Source organism: Bacillus sp. ISL-77, from assembly GCF_018613105.1.
In genome coordinates this window covers 88,595-112,236 of the sequence record NZ_JAGGQY010000043.1, presented here as the reverse complement: position 1 = coordinate 112,236, position 23,642 = coordinate 88,595, and the positions used below count along the sequence as shown (strand labels likewise).

General features: G+C 38.0%; 20 protein-coding genes and 1 pseudogene. 20 read left to right on the top strand and 1 reads right to left on the bottom strand.

The window, feature by feature from the left end:
- The first annotated feature begins 8 nt into the window (after positions 1-8).
- The 17 genes and pseudogenes from J7E77_RS18150 (at position 9) to J7E77_RS18070 (ending at position 18,787) form a co-directional block, all read left to right on the top strand.
- A pseudogene (locus tag J7E77_RS18150) lies at positions 9-874 on the top strand (CheR family methyltransferase).
- Entirely contained in the window at positions 846-2,630 is a 1,785-nt protein-coding gene (locus J7E77_RS18145) for a PAS domain S-box protein (RefSeq protein WP_214716215.1), read from the top strand. Before J7E77_RS18150 ends, J7E77_RS18145 begins: the two are co-directional and overlap by 29 nt.
- A gap of 710 nt (positions 2,631-3,340) precedes the next feature.
- Entirely contained in the window at positions 3,341-4,420 is a 1,080-nt protein-coding gene (locus J7E77_RS18140; RefSeq protein WP_214716214.1) for an iron-containing alcohol dehydrogenase family protein, read from the top strand.
- 161 nt (positions 4,421-4,581) lie between these two features.
- A complete protein-coding gene (locus tag J7E77_RS18135) occupies positions 4,582-5,163 on the top strand; it encodes a zinc-binding dehydrogenase (protein ID WP_214716213.1) in 582 nt (193 codons plus the stop codon).
- A gap of 264 nt (positions 5,164-5,427) precedes the next feature.
- Positions 5,428-7,272: a beta-glucoside-specific PTS transporter subunit IIABC gene (locus J7E77_RS18130; protein WP_214716212.1), complete on the top strand. Its 1,845-nt coding sequence runs from the start codon at positions 5,428-5,430 to the stop codon at positions 7,270-7,272.
- A 19-nt stretch (positions 7,273-7,291) separates the two neighbouring features.
- Positions 7,292-8,752: a glycoside hydrolase family 1 protein gene (locus J7E77_RS18125; RefSeq protein ID WP_214716210.1), complete on the top strand. Its 1,461-nt coding sequence runs from the start codon at positions 7,292-7,294 to the stop codon at positions 8,750-8,752.
- 33 nt (positions 8,753-8,785) lie between these two features.
- Entirely contained in the window at positions 8,786-9,634 is an 849-nt protein-coding gene (locus J7E77_RS18120; protein ID WP_214716208.1) for a BglG family transcription antiterminator, read from the top strand.
- A 535-nt stretch (positions 9,635-10,169) separates the two neighbouring features.
- Positions 10,170-10,748, top strand: coding sequence for a biotin transporter BioY (locus tag J7E77_RS18115; RefSeq protein ID WP_214716205.1), 579 nt, complete (start codon positions 10,170-10,172; stop codon positions 10,746-10,748).
- A 47-nt stretch (positions 10,749-10,795) separates the two neighbouring features.
- Positions 10,796-12,262, top strand: a complete 1,467-nt coding sequence (locus J7E77_RS18110) for an AMP-binding protein (protein WP_214716203.1) — start codon at positions 10,796-10,798, stop codon at positions 12,260-12,262.
- Entirely contained in the window at positions 12,258-13,352 is a 1,095-nt protein-coding gene (locus J7E77_RS18105; protein WP_214716284.1) for an acetyl-CoA C-acyltransferase, read from the top strand. The genes J7E77_RS18110 and J7E77_RS18105 overlap by 5 nt, the downstream gene beginning before the upstream one ends.
- On the top strand, positions 13,349-13,744 hold the full coding sequence (locus J7E77_RS18100; RefSeq protein ID WP_214716201.1) for an FAS1-like dehydratase domain-containing protein: 396 nt from the start codon (positions 13,349-13,351) through the stop codon (positions 13,742-13,744). Before J7E77_RS18105 ends, J7E77_RS18100 begins: the two co-directional genes overlap by 4 nt.
- On the top strand, positions 13,741-14,097 hold the full coding sequence (locus tag J7E77_RS18095; protein WP_214716200.1) for a MaoC/PaaZ C-terminal domain-containing protein: 357 nt from the start codon (positions 13,741-13,743) through the stop codon (positions 14,095-14,097). The genes J7E77_RS18100 and J7E77_RS18095 overlap by 4 nt, the downstream gene beginning before the upstream one ends.
- 518 nt (positions 14,098-14,615) lie before the next feature.
- Positions 14,616-15,425, top strand: a complete 810-nt coding sequence (locus J7E77_RS18090; protein WP_214716199.1) for a transporter substrate-binding domain-containing protein — start codon at positions 14,616-14,618, stop codon at positions 15,423-15,425.
- Positions 15,426-15,535: 110 nt separating this feature from the next.
- Positions 15,536-16,198: an amino acid ABC transporter permease gene (locus J7E77_RS18085; RefSeq protein WP_168241379.1), complete on the top strand. Its 663-nt coding sequence runs from the start codon at positions 15,536-15,538 to the stop codon at positions 16,196-16,198.
- The gene (locus tag J7E77_RS18080) at positions 16,185-16,907 is read left to right on the top strand and encodes an amino acid ABC transporter ATP-binding protein (protein ID WP_214716198.1); all 723 of its coding nucleotides are present in this window, start codon (positions 16,185-16,187) and stop codon (positions 16,905-16,907) included. The genes J7E77_RS18085 and J7E77_RS18080 overlap by 14 nt, the downstream gene beginning before the upstream one ends.
- An 11-nt stretch (positions 16,908-16,918) precedes the next feature.
- Complete coding sequence (locus tag J7E77_RS18075; RefSeq protein WP_251026508.1) at positions 16,919-17,764, top strand: fructoselysine 6-kinase; 846 nt, start codon at positions 16,919-16,921, stop codon at positions 17,762-17,764.
- A 54-nt stretch (positions 17,765-17,818) separates the two neighbouring features.
- Positions 17,819-18,787, top strand: a complete 969-nt coding sequence (locus tag J7E77_RS18070) for an SIS domain-containing protein (protein ID WP_214716197.1) — start codon at positions 17,819-17,821, stop codon at positions 18,785-18,787.
- Positions 18,788-18,924: 137 nt separating this feature from the next.
- On the opposite strand, the gene J7E77_RS18065 is transcribed toward J7E77_RS18070, so the two are convergent.
- The gene (locus J7E77_RS18065; RefSeq protein WP_214716196.1) at positions 18,925-19,653 is read right to left on the bottom strand and encodes a UTRA domain-containing protein; all 729 of its coding nucleotides are present in this window, start codon (positions 19,651-19,653) and stop codon (positions 18,925-18,927) included.
- A gap of 223 nt (positions 19,654-19,876) precedes the next feature.
- On the opposite strand from J7E77_RS18065, the gene J7E77_RS18060 reads away from it, so the two are divergent.
- The 3 genes from J7E77_RS18060 (at position 19,877) to J7E77_RS18050 (ending at position 23,640) form a co-directional block, all read left to right on the top strand.
- A complete protein-coding gene (locus tag J7E77_RS18060) occupies positions 19,877-20,845 on the top strand; it encodes an SIS domain-containing protein (RefSeq protein WP_214716195.1) in 969 nt (322 codons plus the stop codon).
- 341 nt (positions 20,846-21,186) lie between these two features.
- Positions 21,187-22,449: an MFS transporter gene (locus J7E77_RS18055; protein WP_214716193.1), complete on the top strand. Its 1,263-nt coding sequence runs from the start codon at positions 21,187-21,189 to the stop codon at positions 22,447-22,449.
- A gap of 168 nt (positions 22,450-22,617) precedes the next feature.
- On the top strand, positions 22,618-23,640 hold the full coding sequence (locus J7E77_RS18050) for a zinc-binding alcohol dehydrogenase family protein (protein ID WP_214716192.1): 1,023 nt from the start codon (positions 22,618-22,620) through the stop codon (positions 23,638-23,640).
- The last annotated feature ends 2 nt before the right edge of the window (positions 23,641-23,642 follow it).

The window sequence follows — 23,642 nt, the reverse complement described above, 5'->3', positions numbered from 1 at the left end:
TGGAATCAATGTTGCGCGAATCCTTAGACAGAACCCTAATGTGTGAAACAGAAGTTGTTGACGAGCTGGAGCAAATCGAAATCAAGCTTTTGCTCGAAGGGATATACCGGCATTATGGATTTGACTTCCGAAACTATGTATTCTCCTCCATTCGGCGAAGAATTTGGCATCGAATTCAAGCTGAAAATCTGACCAGCGTATCCGGTCTACAGGAGAAAGTTCTTCATGATCCCCGAACCATGAAGAAATTATTGGAGGATTTCTCCATTAATATAACGGAGATATTTCGCGATCCAAGTTTTTTTCTGACCTTTCGTCAAAAAGTAATACCGGTATTGAGGGAATACCCTTCTATTCGCATTTGGCATGCAGGCTGTCCTTCAGGCGAAGAGGTGTATCGATGTCTATTTTGTTATATGAGGAAGGCTTGCATGAAAAAACGGGAATTTATGCGACAGATATGAATGAGTCTGTTTTAAAAAAAGCTAAACAGGGGGCTTTTCCATTAAAGAAAATGCAAATCTATACAAAGAATTATCTAAAGGCTGGGGGTACGAGAGCATTCAGCGAATATTACACTGTTAAAGACGAACAGGCGTCTTTCCACTCATTTTTGTGCGAAAATGTTGTATTTGCTCAACATAATTTAGCGGTCGATCACTCCTTTAATGAATTTCACGTGATTATTTGCCGGAATGTGATGATTTATTTTAATGCGGAGCTCCAAAATCGTGTCCATGACTTATTCTATGAAAGTTTGATTGTATCCGGAATTCTAGGAATAGGACAAAAAGAAGATATTGTCTTTACTTGCAAGAAAAAGTGTTATGAGGAGATAGATTCCAATGAAAAACTATACCGAAAAATTAAGTAGCGCTACACAAAAAGTCAATATATTACTCGTCGATGATCGTCCTGAAAATCTGCTTGTACTCGAAAGTTTACTATCCACCCCCCGTTATAATTTAATCACTGCCTATTCCGGTGAGGAAGCGTTGAAGCATGTGCTGACTACAAATTTTGCCGTTATTTTGCTCGACGTACAAATGCCGGGAATGGACGGTTTTGAAACAGCTAGGTTAATCAAATCACGGAAAAAGTCAAAACATATTCCGATTATTTTTATTACAGCAATTAGTCAGGCCATAGAGCGTGTTAAACAAGGGTATTCAGCAGGTGCCATTGACTATATTTTTAAGCCGTTTCATTCGGAAACGCTGAAAATGAAGGTTAAAGCTTTCGTGATGATGCATCAATACCAGGAGCAAATTAAGCTCCAAAATGAATTGCTGAAAGTGATTGGGGAAACCTCGATAGATACGATAGCTACTCTTGATGAAAAAGGATGGCTATTAACTGTCAATCCTGCAATGGCAGATATGTTTGGTTATAAGGCAGAGGAAATAATTGGGAATCATATCGACATAATTGTTCCTGGGCTGTTTATGAATGACTTAGATGAATTAGGGTTAGCAAAGACCATTGAAACGTTTGCTTTACGAAAAGATACTAGCAGTTTACCAGTTGACATTCAAATCGGAGAGGCAAGGATTGAAGGCAGACACATCTACGTTTGTTCTATTCGTGATGTTACCGAACGGAAACTGACGGAGGAAAAACGTTTTCGTAAAATATTTGATGCCACTCCATGTTTGGTGGCCTTAAGGTCGCTAAGGGATCAGAGATACATAAATGTGAATGAAAGCTGGCTTAATAATACCGGATATCATTATGATGAAGTGATTAATCAAACATCAGACGTACTGCAGTATATTATCGATTCAGATGAAATGTGGGAAATGGATTCCGGGCAAATTGGAATGAAAAATCTGGTTCAAAATGCGGAGATAAGCTTTTTGACCAAGTTCGGAGACCTGCGGGAAGGACTATTATCGACTGAAATCGTTAAAATACATGGGGAGGAATGCCTTCTCAGCGTGATTACGGATATTACGGATAGAGTGTCCTTGGAGAAGGAAATGGTCCGTTTTGATCGTCTGAACATAATGGGAGAAATGGCTGCGGGTATTGTGCATGAGATCCGTAATCCGATGACGACAGTTCGCGGCTTTTTACAAATGTCGAAAGATTCCCCCTTACCCGAATATATTGATATCATGATTGAGGAATTGGATCGGGCCCATAACATCATTACGGAGTTCCTTTCGGTTTCTAAATCTAATCCAACTAAACGAAAATTGAAGGATCTTAATTCTATAATCGAAATATTATTTCCTCTCATCCAGGCGAAGGCCATGTGCTCTAATAACGATATCAGTCTTGAATTGGGTGAATGCCCCCCATTAAAATTGGATGAGAAAGAGATTCGCCAGTTGATCTTGAATCTTTCGTTAAACGGAATAGAGGCGATGTCTGCCGGCGGAAGACTGACCATAAAAACATACCGCGAAGAGTGTGCGGTTGTACTGGAGATACAGGATCGAGGATGCGGAATCAAGGAAGAGCTGCTTGAAAAAATCGGTACTCCTTTCTTTAGTACGAAGGTACATGGTACGGGGCTGGGTTTATCCGTATCCCATAGTGTCGCTGCCAGGCATAATGCAGAAATCAAGGTGAAAACTAGCCGGCAAGGAACGATATTTCTTGTTCGATTCCGACTGCAGGAATAATAAAGGGTAGAACATTGTTTTTTGTTCAGTTTGAAGAATGAAGGGTACTCTCACTATAATTGTTTTCGCCGTTAGAACTGTTACGGTGAACCTTACCATAAATAAAGGCGGTTTTTTTGAATAATTTGTAAATGTATAAGTAACGTGTTTATGTTACGAGTTGTTATTGAACAAGTTTTCAAGTTAATCCCTCCCATTTCTTTGCAAGTGGTGACAGCCATGTCCGAAATTTGCCGGAAATAAAAGGTTGAAAGCCATTGGTATGCAAGGGTTCAACCTTTCTTTCAAAACCATTATTGCTGGAAAGGGCTTTTAAGTTCTGATAATTCATCCAAATAATTTTGGAAAACACTTAAATTTTTATTGATAAAGGTGGTGGTGATTAACTTATGTAACATTTCTGTTATTTTAAAAAGGTTCTCCGCTTTTTTACATCCCCAGTTATTAGCTGGTTTTTCCCAATATAAAATTTCATCATTTCTAATGCACTTTGTAATTTTGGCAATCTTTCCAAAAGATTTTGTTCTTCCTTAAATATATTTTTAAAAAAACTTTTAATATAAACAGAATATTGCTAAAATAATAATATATTTTAATAATTTTCAGGCATGTGACTGGTAATGCAGGCAGGACCTAAATTGAGTAGTGTGTTTTATGCTGCTCAATTTAGGTCTTTTTTATTTCATCATAATAAAAAGGAGATAGATCTTATGAGACCAGAGGATATCGTTAGAAGTGGACCAAATCAATACATTTGCAAAGAAGGAATTCTGAAAGACATCGCTTATTACTTAGATGGATTTCATTCACCAGTAGTAGTTACAGGACACAAATCATATCAAGCATTCTTAAATTATACTAACCTACCTCCTCATGTTCGGGTCATTCAGTCTGATAGATACAGCTCAGATACCGCGGTAAATAGTATAGCAGCAGGTGCTAGTCAGGCAGATGTGATTATTGGGATTGGCGGGGGCGTAATCCTTGATACGGCCAAATCAGTAGCAGACCGTTTAAATATTGAAGTCATAACAATCCCAACAGTTGTAGGCACATGCGCTGCCTCCACCCCTCTAAGTGTGATTTATGATGACAATGGGTCATTTATTAGAGTCGACTACCATAAACGCTCAAGTTATCTAACACTAGTAGATCCTGAATTCTTACTTTCCTCCCCTGCAGATTATTTTAAAAGCGGCATTGGTGATACCTTGGCTAAATGGTATGAAGCCGAGGCCATCATTCGCAACAATATAAACAACGACCTATTTTCTATTATGGTGCAAACGGGATTAAACAACTCCTCTTTCATAAAAGCCATTCTATTAGAAGAGGGGAAAAATGCGATTCAAAGCCTAGTAACAAAGACCATCTCTCCTTCCTTTACAAAAATTTTAGAGGCGGTCATTACCTTAGCAGGAACGGTAGGTGGGTATGGCGGACGCTATGGCAGAATGGCTGGAGCCCATGCGATTCATAATGGACTAAGCTTTATTGAGGAAACGCACAGCATTCTCCATGGTCAAAAGGTGGCATATGGGATTTTAGTACAGCTAATCCTTGAAAACCGAACAGAGGAAGTCCAGGATCTCCTTCCTTTTTACAAAGACCTGGGCTTCCCGACCAACTTTGAAGATTTGGGTATTACCCATCATCAAGAGCAAGCCATGAAACTCATTGCTGCCCATGCAATCAAACCAGAAGAATCCTTGCAGTTACTGGGGTCCTATAGTGATAGGGGCATAATCGAGGCGATTAAACAATTGGAAAGTCTATTAATAAAAAAATAGGAGTTTAGGAGATTCAATCTAATGACAATGAAGGCATTAATAAAAGAGACCGCCGCCCCAGGTTTAACTTTAAAAAACACCTGGGATATTCCTGTACCGGGAAAAGGGGAAGTACTAGTTCGAGTGAAGATCCGGACGCAATTCCCGACGAAATCGCTACGATGTTGGAACCGATTGAAGTTTGCGTACACGCTGCTCAAGTATCAGATGTCCATGGGAAACATGTAGCCGTTCTTGGCGCAGGTCCTATTGTCTTATTCTCAGCCTGTGCCAGTTTAGCATTAGGAGCCCGTACTGTTAGTATTAGCGACTTAAAACAATCTAGGGTAGAACTTGCTTACTCATGTGGAGATATGACTACTTGGAATCCTTTGGAAACACCGGCATCAACTGTATTAGGATCCAATGCGCCGGATGTGATTATTGAAACGACTGGAAGTGAGCGTTCACTTATAGATGCTCTTCCCTATTTGCGTAAGGGTGGAAATGTGACGATGGCTGGTCTTTTCCGTGAAGAAGTTTCTGTTAATCTCTCACGCGACCTGGTATTTAAAGAAGCCACTTTCAAAGGTATACATGGGCGAAAGATGTGGGATACGTGGAATTTGATGGAGACCTTAATCCTTCAAACCAAACTAAACGATGCACCCGCTGTCACTCATCGCTTTCAATTTGAAGACTTTTCAGAAGGATTCCGTGTTGCCTCAACCGGTGAAGCAATGAAAGTATTACTTTACCCATAGTAGAATATTTATGTCACGCGAGAACAAGGTCCTCCCTCTTTCTTGTATAAAATTGGGAAGTTGAAAAATATCAAAAAGTTGTTGACGCTTTCATAAACAGGTTATATAATCAAAACAAATCAAATACACAAACATAGACATGTGACTGGTAATGCAGGCAGGATCTAAAATTGGCAAATAATATTATTTGTCGTTTTAGGTCCTGTTTTTTTTTCGCCCAAAATCTGCTGCCCTTTCACCAATCTAAAAAAGGAGAGAATCAAGATGAACTACAAACACACTGCAGCTGAAGTCTTGAAGTATGTAGGCGGCAAAGAAAATATTTCCCATTTTGAACATTGTTCGACAAGATTAAGATTTTCCTTAATTGATACCAGCAAAGCCAATGTTGAAAAGTTAACAAGCGTTCCCGGTGTTATAGCAGTAAAAATGACTGGCCAATGCCAAGTCGTCATCGGAAATGAAGTAGTCGAAGTCTATGATGAAGTCATTGATATGATTGGATCCCCTGCAGCAAACACTGGATCCGCAAATAAACCAAAAGAGAAGCAAAAAATTGGAAGCGTTATATTGGACTTCATCGTGGGTGTATTCCAGCCGCTAGTACCTGCCATTGCCGGTGGAGGAGTTTTAAAATCGATTTTATTGCTCTTTTCATTAATAGGTTTACTTGATACAAATGGTCAAACGTATAAGATTTTAAACCAAATTGGAGATGCTCCTTTATATTTTCTTCCAATCTTGGTAGCAGTAACGACAGCAAATAAACTGAAGGTAAATACACTGGTCGCTCTTGCTTCTGTTGGTGCTTTAATATTACCAAATATGACAGCCATGTTGGGAGAAGGCGCTCATTTGTTTGGCTTCACAGTGAAGAATATTCCTTACGCCTATCAGGTATTCCCGGCTATCTTAACAGTTCTTCTATTTGCACAGGTAGAAAAATTGTTTACTCGAATCTCACCAAAAGCGATTCGGATCTTCTTTGTGCCAATGATGTCACTTTTAATTACCGTTCCGATTTCTTTACTGATTTTAGGACCACTTGGATTTACACTTGGCCAAGGCTTCGCAGCAGTCATTTTAGCAGTATTCGCAAAAGTTGGTTGGATTGCCGTAGCTATTTTAGCAACCGTATTACCGTTTATGGTAGCTACAGGAATGCATAAAGCGATGGTCCCTTATGCAGTGACCGCAATGGGTGCCGGTAAAGAAGTCCTTTACTTACCTGCTTCACTCGCACATAATATTGCGGAAAGTGGTGCTTGTTTTGCCATTGCTTTAAGAACAAAGGATAAAAGATTAAGATCCACAGCCATTTCTGCAGGTATTTCCGCCCTATTTGGTATTACCGAGCCAGCATTATACGGGGTCACTCTCCAAAATAAAAAGGTGTTAGGCAGCGTTATGATCGGTTCTTTTGTTGGCGGTACATTTATCGGAATCGTTGGCTTGCAGGCGTTCGTACTTGTTGGACCGGGGTTAGCGAGCTTATCGATGTTTATTTCTGAAGATTTGCCAAAAAATATCATCAATGCCGTCATCGGGCTGGTTATCTCATTTGCAATTTCATTTCTAGCAGCATTTATCTTAGGAAAAGACCAAAAGGTAAAAGAAGAACAGCAAGATTTAATTTCGAATTTAACGGCTGAAAAAGAGTTCAAAAGTCCTGTTATTGGGCAAATGATTCCACTATCAGAAGTAAAGGATGAAGTCTTCTCATCAAAGATCATGGGTGAAGGAATCGCTGTTATTCCATCAAAAGGAGAACTATACGCACCTGTTGACGGCAAAATAGAAATGATTTTTGATACAAACCACGCATTGGGAATGACAACGGCAAATGGAGCGCAGCTTTTATTCCATGTAGGGATTGATACTGTCCGACTAGGTGGAAAACACTTTGAACCGCAAGTGAAGGTTGGTGATGAAGTAAAAGCTGGAGATTTATTGTTAAAGTTTAATATTGATAAGATTGTGGCAGAAGGATATGATCCAGTCACAATGGCTGTCGTGACGAATAAAGACAAGTACTCGGTAAAAGTGGCTGATTTAAAGAATGTTGATCATAAAGATACATTGATGTTTGTAACGGCATTAGGAAACTAGAATAGAGGAGAGAATTGATATGACTAAAGGATTTCCAGAGAATTTTTTATGGGGCGGCGCTTTAGCCGCCAATCAGGTAGAAGGCGCATGGAATGTAGATGGAAAAGGACTGTCGGTAGCCGATGTGGCTACCTATAAGTCTAACTTAAAATTAGATGATTATGAGGGCCATGTTTCCATTTCATCTGAAGTGATTGAAAAAGCAATGGCTGATCAAGATGATAAACTGTATCCAAAACGGAGAGGGATTGATTTTTATCATCGTTATGAAGAGGATTTGGCGCTATTTGCGGAAATGGGGTTCAAAACCTTGCGTGTCTCGATTGCGTGGAGCCGAATTTTCCCTACTGGAGAAGAGGAAGAGCCAAATGAGTTGGGATTACAATTCTATGATCGCTTATTTACTGAAATGAGAAGACTGGGAATTGAACCGATTGTTACCCTCTCCCATTATGAAATGCCTCTCGCTTTAAGTGTGAAATATAATGGCTGGGTGGAAAGAAAAGTAATCGACCATTTCGTAAGGTTCTCGAATGTTTGTTTTAACCGTTATAAGGACCTAGTAAAATACTGGCTGACATTTAATGAAATTGACAGTATCAACCGCCATCCGTTCACAACAGCCGGAATCATTCCGGACCGCTGTCCGGAAGGCAAGGAAGAAGAACTCGTTTACCAGGCATTGCACCACCAATTCGTGGCATCTGCTCTAGTTACGGCAGATTGCCATCGCATCATTCCGGGCAGCCAGGTAGGCTGTATGCTGACAAAGCTTACGACTTACCCTAATACGTGCAGCCCAGAAGACGTAGAAGTTACCCTTAAAAGAAATCTTCATAACTATTTTTACTCGGATGTTCAGGTTTTCGGGGAATATCCAGTCATGATTGAGAAAATGTTTGAACGGAAAAATATCCAGATTAAAATGGAACCTAATGATCGAGAAATTCTCCGCAAACATACGGTTGACTTTATCTCGTTTAGTTATTATATGTCACTAACAGAGTCTGCTAAAGATGGATTGGAAAAGACAGCTGGAAATACTATAATGGGCGTTAAGAATCCATATTTGCCTTCAACGGACTGGGGATGGCAAATTGATCCTGTCGGCTTAAAGATATCCTTAATTGAATTGTATGATCGTTATAAAAAGCCACTTATCATTGTAGAAAATGGTATGGGTGCATTTGATAAGGTTGAAAGTGATGGATCCATCCATGATGACTATCGAATGAATTACTTTAGAGAACACTTTAAACAAATGAAAGCAGCAATTGAAGAAGGCGTCGACCTCTTTGGTTATACAAGCTGGGGACCAATCGACCTGATCAGCGCAGGAACATCCCAGATGTCCAAACGATACGGTTTTATTTATGTAGACCAGGATGATGAAGGAAATGGCACGTTAAATCGCAGCCGCAAAGATTCCTTTTACTGGTATAAAAAAGTAATTGAAAGCAATGGAGAAGATTTGGAATAGTACTCCAACTTTTCGCATGGGAAGGTGATGACGGTGATTAAAATTAAAAAAGTCCTAAATTCTAGCGTAGTATTGGTAGAAAATGAACAAAAGAAAGAATACATTCTTTTTGGTAAAGGAATTGGTTATGGACAGACAGCTGGTAATATTATTGAGGAACACAAAGCTGATCAAATGTTCCTACCAGTTGAAAATATCAAAGTGAAAGAGTTTCTTGGTTTATTGGATACCATTCCACCTGTATTTATTGAGCTGACTCAGCAAATTGTCAATTTTGCGGAAGAAAAGCTGAACACGAAGCTCAATACGGGTATCTATTTTACGTTAATGGATCATTTAAATTTCGCCGTAGAAAGATATAAAAAAAATATCAACATCACTAACCGCGTATATTGGGAGATTAAAAATTATTATTCAGAGGAATTTGATATTGGAATATATGCCCTAAAGCGAATGAATGAAAAGCTCAATATAGAATTACCCATTGAGGAAGCGGCCAATATCGCTTTCCATTTAATAAACGCTCAAGGGGAAAAGAAAGAATCAAAAAATGGCATGAAGTTTGCCAAAATGATTGGAAGCATTGTCAACTTGGTCCGGTATACGTTGAATATCAACATGGATACGGAAAACATTCATTATACTCGGTTTATCACCCATGTTAAATTTTTTGTAGAACGTTTCTATACCGATAAGATGATTGAGGAAAAAGACAATGTACTGTTTGAGCAAATCGCCAGCTTGTATCCACAGGCGATGGATGGTGCTTTTAAAGTTAAGGAATATATTAAACAAGTTCATGGAAAAACCATTCCGAATGATGAACTGGCCTATCTTGCCGTGCATATACACAGGTTAATTTCTTATAATCAGCTTGGATAATAATAATGCCACTTGCTTTATTTTTTGCAAGTGGCTTTTTTTGCGTTAGTTTCCATTTTTTAGAATTCTCTTCATATTACATTATATGAGCCTATGGAGGTGTTTAAGGTGAACCGTACATAAATAGAGGCGGTTTATTATTTTAACATTATTGAACCGTGTGATAAGTAGGTGAGGTTTACCAATAGGATGAACTCATGGCTTGGTAAGCTTTCCAAGCCATTTTTTTATGCTTTATTCAACGTAAGCAGCACATTCAAAAGTCTCGCTATACTGTAATTTCAAGAAAAAAATTAGAGAAATAGAAGAAAACTAATTAGTGAATCACTATAAGTTTGTATGTTATCTTGTATGATTTTTTACATGAATACTGAATTACCTTCCTTGTAAATTTACTATCAATAAAAAATCCATATTATTTTGAATAATAACGTTTTAAATGTAAACCATATTTAAAACCAGGTTGACAATTAATTTGAGATTCATTATTATCATAGTTGTAAATAGTACATATTGATTATTAGGAGAGATAAGAATGAAAATTAAAGAAATTACCTTTGTGGCAGTGTTTGCCTCTGTCATGGGTGCTCTAGGAGTAGTTCCGCCTATTATGCTGTCTTTTACACCAGTTCCCATTACATTACAAACTCTGGGTGTCCTTCTTGCGGGAGGAGTATTAGGAGCAAGATTAGGGGCGATGAGCCAAACCATCTTTTTATTACTTGTCGCTGCTGGAATGCCTCTTCTATCTGGAGGACGAGGTGGACTAAGTGTATTTGTCGGACCAAGTGTTGGTTATTTAATTTCATGGCCTATTACGGCTTTTTGTATTGGGTATTTACTATCACGTTTTCAAAATTTAAAATTACAACATGTATTAATGATTAATTTGACAGTTGGAATTCTATTAATCTATTTAATTGGAATTCCTGCTCAAGCATTTATGATGGACATTCCTGTTTTAGAAGCTGCAAAATTAAGTTTAGTTTATATACCAGGGGATATGTTAAAAGCTATTTTAGCCTCTATTTTAGTTTACAGACTAAGAAAGCACCCGTTTTTTTCACGCTCATTAGCAACAAGTTATTCCAATAACTTAACTAAAAATATCTAAATCTTAAGAGACACCTTGATGTGTCTTTTTTTAAAAGGTGATATATCATGGGAAATATTACAGATTCATATAAGACTTTCGCAAAATTATCCCCCAACCAAATAGCGATCCATACAAATCATCAGCAAATTAGTTATCAATATTGGTATAAATTAATTAATCAAACAGCGCACTGGCTTCACTCTCTTTATTCAGAAAATAAAACAATAGGAATCCTTTTGCCAAACGGTATCCCTTTCCTACAATTCTTTGCAGGAGCATCTAAGGCTGGTTGGATTGCTGTTCCATATGATTTGAAATGGAATATATCCGAATTGAAAAAAAGGGTCATCCTTTCCCACCCTTCTATCATTATCACAACTAGAGAAATTTACTCTCAAATCAAACAAATCATTCCTAATGTAACGATCTTGGATGATTGTTTACAGGAAATCTCTCAATTTGATTCTTCAACTGTAAGAAAAACGGAAGAAAATATGCCTTTTTACATTGGATTTACTTCTGGTACGACAGGTATCCCAAAAGCTTTTGTTCGCTCTCAAGATTCATGGGTGGCTAGCTTTGATTGCAATCGTTTTGATTTCGGATTAGATGAATCCGATCACGTTCTTATTCCAGGTGCCTTAATTCATTCTCATTTTCTGTATGGAGCTATTAGCACCTTGTATTTAGGTGGAACTGTTTTTCTTTTAGAAAAGTTTTCTCCTATTGAAGCACTTACATGGATACAGTCCTTACCTATTACAACCATATATGTAGTTCCGACTATGGTAGAAGCATTCCTGAAAGTAGGAATCCAAATCGATAAGACTATAAAAATTCTTTCATCTGGTGCAAAATGGTCTGAAAGATCAAAACTAGAAATCCGTCATATGTTTCCTAATATGACCATGTACGAGTTTTATGGAGCTAGTGAATTGAGCTTTATTACTGTACTTTCTGATAGAGAAGGTATTCAGAAAGCAACATCTGTCGGAAAGCCTTGCTATGGAGTTGAGGTACAAATACGGCGTCCAGATCAGAAATTAGCAAAGCTAAATGAGACCGGAAAAATATATGTAAGAAGCAAATTTGTGATAAATGGGTACTTTGATTATGAGGGAAGTACCATTCATACTATTCATGATGAAGAGGGGTGGACCACGGTCCATGATATGGGCTATGTTGACGAAGATGGCTTTTTATATATTGTAGGTCGTGAACAAAGTATGATTTTATATGGAGGAATAAATATTTTTCCTGAAGAAATAGAAAAAGTGATTTCCTTACATCCAGATGTCGAAGAAGTTGCTGTAATAGGCCTATCAGATTCGTATTGGGGTCAGGTTGTTGCTGCGGTAGTGAAAGGAAAGGGTAGCCAATTAGAGTTAAAAAGATTTTGTAAGACGCATTTATCTTCTTATAAAATTCCACGTAAGTGGTTTTTTCTATCTGAAATGCCGTATACAACGAGTGGCAAGATAGCTCGTGCTGAGCTAATAAAACGAATGGAAAGCAAGGTGGTCAGTGATTAAAAGAGCGGTAATTGCCCAAGCGAAACGAACACCAATTGGAAAAATGGGTGGAATCTTACGAAATATTCAGCCACATGAGCTTGCAGCTCCTCTCCTCCAACATTTAGCGAATGGATTGGAAGAAAAAATAGAAGACATTATTTTGGGAAATGTAGTTGGACCAGGTGGAAACGTAGCTCGAGTTGCTGCATTAGAAGCAGGACTTCCTCTTTCTGTAACGGGAATCACAATCGACCGTCAATGTAGTGCAGGGTTAGAAGCGATTCGAATGGCATGTTACTTTGTCCAAGGCGGAGCTGGCCGTTGTTATATTGCTGGTGGTGTAGAAAGTACGAGTACCTCTCCGTTTCCATCTAGAGCAAGATTTTCTCCTGAAAAAATTGGCGATCCAGATATGGGCGTTGCAGCAGAATATGTGGCTGAAAAATATGCTATTTCAAAGGAAATGCAGGATGAATATGCGCTATTAAGTTATAAACGTAGCTGGGAAGCTTACGATAAAGGATATTTTAATCAAGAGATCATTCAAATTGGGGATCTCCACCAAGATGAAGAATTTTTTAAGAAAAGAAAGATGGAAGTACTTTTAAATAGGATGAAGCCTATATTTAAAAAGAACGGTACGGTTACTGCAGCGAACAGTTGTGGGATACATGACGGGGCTTCAGCTGTACTTGTCATGGAAGAAAGCATGGCATTAAATAATGGATTCCAGCCTATTTTACGATTTTTGGATAGTGAAGTCTCAGGTGTACTTCCGAATTATCCAGGAGAAGCCCCTATTCCGGCTATTCAAGCCTTAATAAAAAGAAACCAGTTAACCATTGAGGACATTGACCTAATTGAAATAAACGAAGCTTTCGCCTCTAAGATTGTTGCCTGTACAAAAGAACTTTCCATTTCTTATGACAAGTTAAATGTTGGCGGAGGAGCTTTAACGCTAGGACATCCTTATGGAGCTTCGGGAAGTATCATGATCACGAGGCTTTTCTACGAAGTACAAAGACGAAAGGATATCAAATATGTACTGGCCGCGATTGGGAGTGGTGGAGGAGTTGGAGTAGCAGTCCTATTCGAGGTGGTAACATGAAAACTAAGGAACATGAGATTATTTTTAATAAAGAAGATGTGCAACAACTTGTCCAATTGATTGGAAATCGAAATCCTATCTATCAGAGTTCGGAGAGGGCAAAAGACTATGGTTTCGAAACGATTCCTCTTCCTCCAACAATGCCAATGATGGCTTATAAATGGCTTGCCCTCCCTTGGGAGCTGCATCATCCTATTATTCATCGAAAACAGAAATGTATCCAGCATCAGAGAATGTATATTGATGAGGTCTATAGAGCGATAGTTGAAGTTACAGATCAATTTCAACGTCAAAACCTTACTTTTATTAAACAAACTCTATATTTATATAATAGGGATGGAAAACTTTGTTTTGAAGGAATATCTGATTTGATTTTGGGTGGTTTGTCATGAATATGATTACCTTTCAAATTACCGAAAAGGACGTTGAACAATATGCTGTCATTTCCGGTGATTACAATCCAATTCATTTAGATATGGAGGCAGCGAAACAACAAGGATTCACTAATAAAATTGCCCATGGAATGTTAACAGCGGCCAAAGTGTTAAGTGTACTTTCGAATGAATCTCTCATTCCTCAAGAGTTGTTGAGTCAGTATGAATTTACCTTTATCTCCCCTGTTTATGTGGGAGATCTAGTAACACTGACTATCAAACAAGCGGAGCATAAAATAAGAGTAGAAGGAAAATGTGGAGAAAAGATAGTCGTAAAAGGATGTTTGAAAGTAGTTAGAGGAAACCCTTGATGATTTATACCGGATAGATGTGTAATTATAAAATAGACGCCCCCAAGTGGATCTGAATCGAAAAGTCAGACAGGATGTATTAAGCAGCTGTCAAGGCATGAGTATGGTATTGAACCAGGCTCATGCCTTTTAATTTTGCTTTAATTCGTTTGTTATTTTAATAATAATTATAACCATAAGAACATGAGGTTTTTTCAAAAATAGAAACATAGATAACGGGAGATTATATCATTGAGTGAGAATTAATATATTTACTAATTTATTCTATATATCGGAAAAATATAAGATGATCCCACAAAATTGAAAGTTTTTTTGGTCATTGTGGTATTTTTTAGGAGATAATACCTAAAAACAAAACGCTTACAAGACTTTTAATTAATAATTTTCAGAATAATTATTGACATTGTTCGACTAAGTTATTAATATAATGTTATATAACGTTATTAATTTTTATGAATTATATTAATATTCTATAATAGTAAAAAAATTGAAGAGAAATACTAAGGAGGATGGAAAAAATGAAAAAGGGAATTTTAAAATCAGTAACTGGGATCGCATTAAGTGCTCTTCTCACTATTTCATTAGCAGGTTGTGGAACATCTGAAAAGGCTGAAGCAAAGGAAGGAATAAAGGAAAAAGGGAAAATTGTTGTTGGTATGATGGCCGCTACACCTCCATATGAGTTTCACGCCGTTGACGGTGGAAAAGATAAAATTATTGGTTCTGATATTAAGTTAATCGATGAAGTAACAAAAGATTTAGGTGTTAAATATGAAATTAAAGATATGGATTTCGATGGTTTATTAGTAGCTCTTCAAGCCGGGAAAATTGACATGATTGTTTCGGCTATCAGTCCAACAGAGGAAAGAGAAAAAAATGCAGACTTCACGAATGTGTACTATAAAGATAGACACGTAATGGTAGTCCGTAAAAAAGAATTGGACAAGTTTACATCAAATGATGATTTGAGGAAAGCAAGAATTGCTGCGATTAAATCTTCTGTACAAGAACAAATAGTAGAAAAAGAATTTCCAAATGCGAAGTTAAAATTATTAGGAAAATCTACTGAATTAGCTATGGATTTGGCAGCTAACAAAGTAGACGCAGTCCTGGTGGATCGCCCAACTGCTAAACTTCTTATTAAAAGCAACCCTAGCTTAGCGTTAACTGAACTACTATTTGATGACGATACAGCAGGGGCGGCTATTGCCATGCCTAATGGTACAGATAAAGAGGTTATGGATCAGATTAATAAGACGATTGAAAGAACAAAACCTGAATATGAAAAGTGGTTAACAGACGCAATGTCAAAAGTAAAACAAAATTAATGGTGTTCTAAATAGCTGCCACGATATGATACAAAAGAAAGTTTATTTCTTACCTTTGTATTATATCGGTTTGGTGGATCGTAAAAACCATTTTAAAAGGGGGGAGTCAATTGAATTTTTCATTTCTTGGAACCTATTATCAATTTTTTTTAACAGGGATCTATATAACCATCATCCTAGCTGTAATTGCGGTGGTATTAGGAAGTATCCTTGGTGTTGCCTTAACCCTTTTAAGACGTTCCAGATATAAAATCGTTAAGTTAATTGGGGACATTTATGTTGAATTTGTAAGAGGTACACCGCTTCTTGCTCAAATTTATATTATTTATGTTGGAGTACCTGCTCTTTTTAATGGAAGTGATATTCCGGATTTGGCGGTAGGTGCAATCGCCTTATCGCTTAATGCTGCTGCCTATATTTCTGAAACAATTCGCTCCGGTATTGAAGCGGTTAGCAAGGGTCAAATGGAAGCGGCCAGAAGTTTGGGGATGAATCAAAGACAAGCGATGTTCGATATTATTATGCCTCAAGCATTTAAAAACATTTTACCAGCCCTGGGTAATCAGTTTATCGGAAGCATCAAGGATTCTTCTATCGTCTCTGTTATCGGTGTGGCTGAGCTGATGTATAAAACAACCATCGTTAGAGGAAATACGGCATTAGGATTGGAACCAATCCTCGTAGCCTCTCTTGGCTACCTAGTACTGACATTTACTTTGTCGAGATTACTGGGGATTGTTGAAAGGAGGTTGAAGACTAGTGATAACCGTTAAGGATTTACATAAGAGTTTTGGAAAAAATGAAGTTTTAAGAGGAATCGATGTCACGATCAAAAAGGGTGAAGTAGTGGTTGTCATTGGTCCTTCAGGCTCAGGTAAAAGTACGTTCCTAAGATGTCTCAACCTATTGGAGACTCCAACAGGCGGAAGTATTGTGGTGAATGGACAAGATATTACAACTAAGAATGTCAGTATTGACAAGGTGAGGGAAAAAATGGGAATGGTATTCCAGCAGTTTAATTTATTTCCTCACAAAACCGTTTGTCAAAATATCTGCCACGCTCCCATTAAAGTAAAAAAGATGAAGTCAGCCGAAGCAAAGGAATTAGCGGTAGAACTACTAAAAAAGGTAGGTTTATTGGAAAAGATAGACGCTTATCCATCTTCCTTGTCCGGCGGCCAGCAGCAGCGAATTGCCATCGCAAGAGCGCTTGCGATGAAGCCTGAGGTCATGTTATTCGATGAACCTACATCTGCTTTGGATCCTGAAATGGTTGGAGAGGTTTTGGCTGTAATGAAAGACCTTGCCAAAGAAGGAATGACCATGGTCGTTGTCACACATGAAATGGGATTTGCAAAAGAAGTGGGTGATCGAATTCTGTTCATTGATCAAGGTAAGATTATGGAAGAAAATAACCCGAAGGAATTTTTCGAAAATCCAACGCACCCTAGGACTATTGATTTCTTATCTAAGGTGTTATAAGTGAGGTTTTAATGATGAAAGTAATTGGTTTAGGTGACAATGTCGTAGATAAATATGAACATATTCGTACCATGTATCCAGGAGGAAATGCACTGAACTTTGCCGTCTATGCCAAAAGGCATGGAGTGGAGGCGGCCTTTCTAGGTGCATTTGGAACAGACCGAGAAGCAGTACACGTACAGGAAAGTATCCAGCAAATTGGATTGGATATCATTCATTGTAAGGTTTATGACGGAGAGAATGGCTGTGCAAGAGTTACCTTAAAAGACGGAGACCGGGTGTTTTTAGGAAGCAACCGCTGCGGTGTATTACGGGAACATGGATTAAATTTAACCGCTGCTGATTTGAACTATATCAAAGAATTTGATTTAGTCCACACAGGCCTTTATGGATTTACAGAACCGGAATTGCCGAAGCTTAAACAATTGGGTGTCCCCATCGGCTTCGACTTTTCATCCGATTTTACAGAAAATCAAGTGAATGAAATTGTTCCATTTGTAGATTATGCTTATTTTTCCTGCAGTCATTTAAGTATAGATGAGATGCTTAATCTGATGTTAAAGGTGACAAAAATGGGCTGTAAATTGGTGCTATGCACCATGGGGGAAAAAGGAGCTCTATTATTCGATGGCGCTAAATTCTACGTGCAGGAACCAAAGCTTGTTAAAGCAATCGACACAATGGGAGCAGGCGATTCTTTCATCACTTGCTTTATGGTGAACTACATAGGCAAAATCAAAGAAGGCATTTTAGATCAAGACCAAATCATTACAGAGAGCCTGGAGAAAGCAGCTGATTTCTCATCCCAGCAATGCCTGGTTGACGGCTCCTTTGGTTACGGAAAGGTGTATGAGTAAGGACCCATTAATGTAAAGGTTTTATAAAAAAAAAGATTATTGGAGGAGAAACAAGTGGAACTAAATTATATCGTGGGACAAATTAAGGAAAAACAACCAGATATCAAGAGTGTATTTTTTGTAGGATGCGGTGCATCAAAGTCAGATTTATACCCTGCCAAGTATTTCTTAGAAGGAAATGCGAAACAACTTCGTACAAGCCTATATACAGCAAACGAATTTAACTATGCAACTCCAGTTTCTGTTGATGAAACTAGTATTGTTATCACATGTTCTTTAGGAGGAACAACTCCAGAAACCGTAACAGCCACTTCAAAAGCAAAAGAATTAGGCGCACACGTGATCTCAGTTACACATGTTGAAGATTCTGCCCTCACGAAAGATGCTGACTATGTTGTTTACCATGGCTGGGAAGCAAACTATGCAGCAAAAATGGAAAAAATGACAAAAGTTTTAGGGCTTGCGGTTGAAATTCTTAACCAATTTGAAGGCTATGAGCATTACAACAAAATGCAGGACGGCTTCACAAATATTTACGATCTAATTGAATCATCCGTAGCGACTGTTCTTCCACAGGCAAAGGCTTTTGCTGATGCATACAAAGATGAGCCAGTCATTTATGCAATGAGCAGCGGGGCGACTCACGAAGTAGCTTACGCCTTCTCTATCTGCTTGCTAATGGAAATGCAATGGATCAACTCTGGAAGCTTCCATGACGGTGAATTCTTCCACGGACCATTCGAAATCGTTGACAAAGGCGTACCATTCCTATTATTGATGAATGACGGCCGTACAAGAGCAATGGATTCAAGAGCACTTGAGTTCCTAAATCGCTTTGATGCAAAAACAACTGTTGTTGATGCGAAAGACTTCGGCTTAGGCTCTGTGATTGCAAAAGAAGTAGTCGATTACTTTAACCCAATGCTGATCACTGGTGTGATCCGTGTATACGCAGAACAATTGGCAATTGCCCGTAACCATCCGCTATCAAAAAGAAGATATATGTGGAAACTGGAATATTAATCTATAAATCTTCAACAAAACAGGTATCGTTATAAACGATACCTGTTTTGTTGAATGGAATAAGTGAACAGAAGCTAATTTTTTCTATGGGAATAAGGAAACTTCTCCGCCATTGACAGAGAAGTTTACAGATCCATTTAAGTTGTGATGGTTAAAGCAATTAATTCAGTCCGTGTTTTAAAGTTAGAAGTATGAATCGGGACTTTGTTTTCATCGTAAACGATTTTATCGTTATTAAATAATGTATCACCAATTTCACAATCTAAATATTCGGCCTCATGACCTGTAGCCGGGACAACCGTAATGATTTTATGGGTAGAAGCGGAACTCATGTTAACGTTATATATATTTTTTAATACATCATAGGTTGAAATATTTTCAAGGAAGTGACCGGCTAAATCTGGGAAGCGCTCTAAGGAGTAATGAGTTTCATCAAGGGTAAAAGGGTAGTCATCCATAAACATTAGTCGGACGAGCCTTAATACAGGTGCGTTAATGGCAATTCGAAGAGATTCCGCTATTTCAGGAGAAGCTTTAATTTCCTCGCAAACAAGAATCCGCTTTGAAGGACTTTTTCTTAATTGTTTGTTAAAGTCAGTAAAACCATCAACTGAAACTAATTCCCTTGCGAGTTTAGTCCGCATGACAAATGTACCTTTTCCTTGTTTGCGCTCTAGAAGACCTTCCTCGGTCAATTCCTGAATGGCTCTTCTAACTGTTATTCGGCTGACACCATAGATCTCACATAATTCTGCTTCGTTAGGGAGCCTCTCACCTTGTTTATAAATTCCTTGCAAAATCGAATCCTTAATGATTTGTTTTAATTGGTCATATAAAGGTGTTGAAATAGAATTGTTTAATTTCATTGTATATGTTCCTTTCAAACAATAAGTCGTTATATAATATTATATAACAAAAATGATTTTAATGTATATATTGATTTAATATTCTTAAAATATATTAACTTTTATAACCCTTTGAATTTTAAATTAGTAATTTTCAGAATTATAGTTGACATTTCTACAGTTTGGTCTTATTATAATGTTATATAACGTTATATCCTATAATATAACTTAATGGAGGAGAAAAATGGAATTAAATTATATCATCTCAGAAATTAAGGAAAAACAACCGGAAATAAAGAGTGTTCATTTTGTAGGCTGCGGTGCTTCTAAAGCAGAATTATATCCTGCAAAGTATTTCCTAGAGGCTAATGCGAAACAACTTCGTGTCAGCTTATTCACAGCAAATGAATTCAATTATGCTACTCCAGTATCTGTGGATGACACCAGCATTGTTATTACTTGTTCTCTAGGTGGATCTACTCCAGAAACTGTTGCTGCTACGACAAAAGCAAAAGAATTAGGCGCACATGTAATTGCTGTTACATATGAAGAAGGTTCTGCGATTACAAAAGATGCGGATTATGTTGTTTACCATGGCTGGGCAGCTAATTATGCAGCGAAAATGGAGAAGATGACCAAGGTATTAGGTTTAGCAGCTGAAATCCTGAATCAATTTGAAGGCTATGAGCACTACAGCAAAATGCAAGATGGATTTTCTAAAATCTATGACTTAATCGAAAATGCCGTATCCTCTGTGCTTCCACAAGCAAAGGCATTTGCAGATGCTTACAAAGATGATCAAACCATTTATGTAATGAGCAGCGGTGCAACTCATGAAGTAGCATACTCTTTCTCGATCTGCTTACTAATGGAAATGCAATGGATCAACTCAGGAACATTCCACGGTGGTGAATTCTTCCACGGTCCATTCGAAATCGTAGACAAAGATGTACCATTCCTACTATTGATGAATGATGGCAGAACAAGGGATATGGATTCACGCGCACTTGAGTTCCTAAATAGATTCGATGCTAAAACAACTGTCGTAGATGCAAAAGACTTTGGCTTAGGTTCTGCCATTGCAAAAGAAGTAGTTGATTACTTTAACCCAATGTTAATCTCAGGTGTATTACGTGTGTATGCAGAACAATTAGCTATAGTTAGAAATCATCCACTTACAAAAAGAAGATACATGTGGAAGTTAGAATACTAACCTGATATATTTGTTGTAATTTTCCAAGAGACTGGTATTAATATTTAATACCAGTTTTTATATTTTTTTATGAATGGATCTCTTTTTTATTTTATATTGGTTAGCATTTGACTGTTAATTTTCCGTTAAAGTGCTTATGTCAAAAAAAGGCAAAAATAAAATTCAAAAGATACTAGTATACTAGTATATGAATGTGTTAATATCTCTATGTAGACTTTTTGTATGGGCTTACATTCTATTGCTAAAAGGAGTGATAAACTAAAATATAAGAAATTAATATTTTTTTATCATTAAAAGTAAACGGTTGCATTCGATCCAAAACATAACAAGGGGGTAAAAATATGTTTTCAAAGGGAAAAACTGTTGTATTAGTAATGCTTTTCTTGGCAGGCGTGGTGAACTACCTAGACAGATCTGCTCTCTCTATAGCGGCACCTTTTATTACCGAAGATTTACATTTATCACCGACACAATTGGGAATCGTCTTTAGTAGCTTCTCTGTTGGGTATGCCATTTTCAACTTTATTGGCGGAATGGCGTCTGATAAATACGGGGCAAAACTTACTTTGTTCGTAGCCATGGTTGTTTGGTCTCTATTCAGCGGTGCGATTGCGCTAGTATTCAGCCTTGCCAGCTTGATTGTTATTCGGGTACTTTTTGGAATGGGCGAAGGTCCGTTGTCGGCAACAATCAATAAAATGGTCAATAACTGGTTCCCTTCAGATAAACGGGCCACTGCGATAGGGTTAGCCAATAGTGGCACACCGTTGGGTGGAGCAATTGCCGGTCCTATCGTTGGGATAATTGCCTTGAATTATGGCTGGAAAATCTCTTTCGTCCTCATTATGTTAATTGGATTAGTGTGGGCAGTATGCTGGTGGATTTTTATTAAAGATAAACCTGCTGGGGAAAGTAACCAAAGTAATGGCTCTGCAAAGCCAGGTCAAAATCAGTCAGGTGAAAAAATACCTTTGACTTACTATTTAAAACAAAAAACGGTGTTATTTACTGCTTTTGCGTTCTTCGCGTATAACTATATTCTATTTTTCTTCTTAACTTGGTTCCCAAGTTACCTAACCGATGCACGCGGCCTAAGTATTAAAGAAATGAGTGTCGTAACCGTTATTCCTTGGGTGTTGGGTTTCATTGGTTTAGCTTCAGGCGGTATGGTTTCTGATTTTGTGTATAAAAAAGTAGGAAAAGCATTATTTGCTCGTAAAGTAGTATTGGTATCTTGTCTGTTTACATCTGCAGTTTGTATTGGGATTGCCGGTCTCGTTACGACCACAGTGGCTGCTGTAAGTTTGGTAGCATTATCAGTTTTCTTCTTATATTTGACAGGTGCGATTTACTGGGCGATCGTCCAAGACGTTGTCGACCAAAAGAACGTAGGATCTGTTGGAGGATTCATGCACTTTTTGGCTAATACCGCTGGAATCATTGGTCCTACATTAACTGGTTTTCTTGTGGAGAAATCCGGCACCTACACCGCCGCATTTTTATTGGCCGGAGGGTTAGCGGTTTTTGCTTCATTGTCAGTAATTAAGTTTGTTAAACCTATTACTAAAAAATATAAGGCTGAGTTGACAGAGAAAGCGATGTAATAGCGTGTGAGATAACTTGTATGCTAGTATACAAGTATAATATAATCAAGCTATACCAAATGAATCAAATTTTACGCCCTATCTTGTATACTAGTATCCTGTATTTTTTTATCCCTATCCTTGTATACTAGTATTTAAAAGAAAAAGGGTATTGAGGAGTATGAATTAATGAAAGCGATACAAGTGGTTAAACCAGGGCAGCTTGAAATAATTGAGAAAGAAATGCCTCAAATCAAACATGAAAATGAGGTTCTGATTCAAGTGAAGATGGCTGGTATCTGTGGTTCAGATGTCCATATCTATCATGGAACCTCACCAGTCGCTACCTATCCGCGAGTAATCGGACATGAAGTCACTGGCCAAGTAGTAAAGACTGGCGCAGACGTTACCTCCCTTAAGGTAGATGATCATGTTGTCATCGAACCGATTCTCACTTGTGGAGAATGCTATGCGTGCCGATCTGGACGGCAAAATGTCTGTCAGAATTTAAAGGTTTTTGGGGTTCACATTGATGGTGGTTACCAAGAGTATGTAGTTGTCCCTGAAAAAATGGCTCACAAAGTTGACCCAACACTAGATTGGAAAGAATCGGTTTTAGTGGAACCCTTTACAATTGGGGCACAAGCCAATTGGCGTGGGGATGTCAGGCAGGGAGATGTTGTGTTTATCATGGGCGCCGGCCCGATTGGGATTTGTGCCTTGCAGGTTGCCAAGTATAGAGGGGCAACATGTATTATTTCAGATTTAAGTGAAGAAAAGCTGTCCTATGCCGAGAGCCTTGGTGCCGATTTTACAATTAACCCGTTGAAAGAAGATACTTTCAAAAAAATAAATGAATTAACCGAGGGAATGGGAGCGAATGTTGTCATCGATGCCGTGTGTACAACAAAAACATTCGAACAAGCTGTCCAACTAGCATCGGTTGCTGGAAGAATTGTTGTTTTAGGATTTAGTGAAGAAAAGTCAGGGATTCCGCAGCTGGAGATTACGAAAAAAGAACTGACAGTCAGTGGATCCAGATTGCAAACGAACCAGTTTCCAGAAGTAATCGATCTTTTTAATCATAGAAAAATAGATATAAATAGCTTTGTAACGCATACGTTTCCTTTCGAGCAAGTGAAAGAAGCGATCCAATTAATCGAAACAAATCCAGATGCAGTAAGAAAAGTTCATTTAGATTTTTCACGATAAAA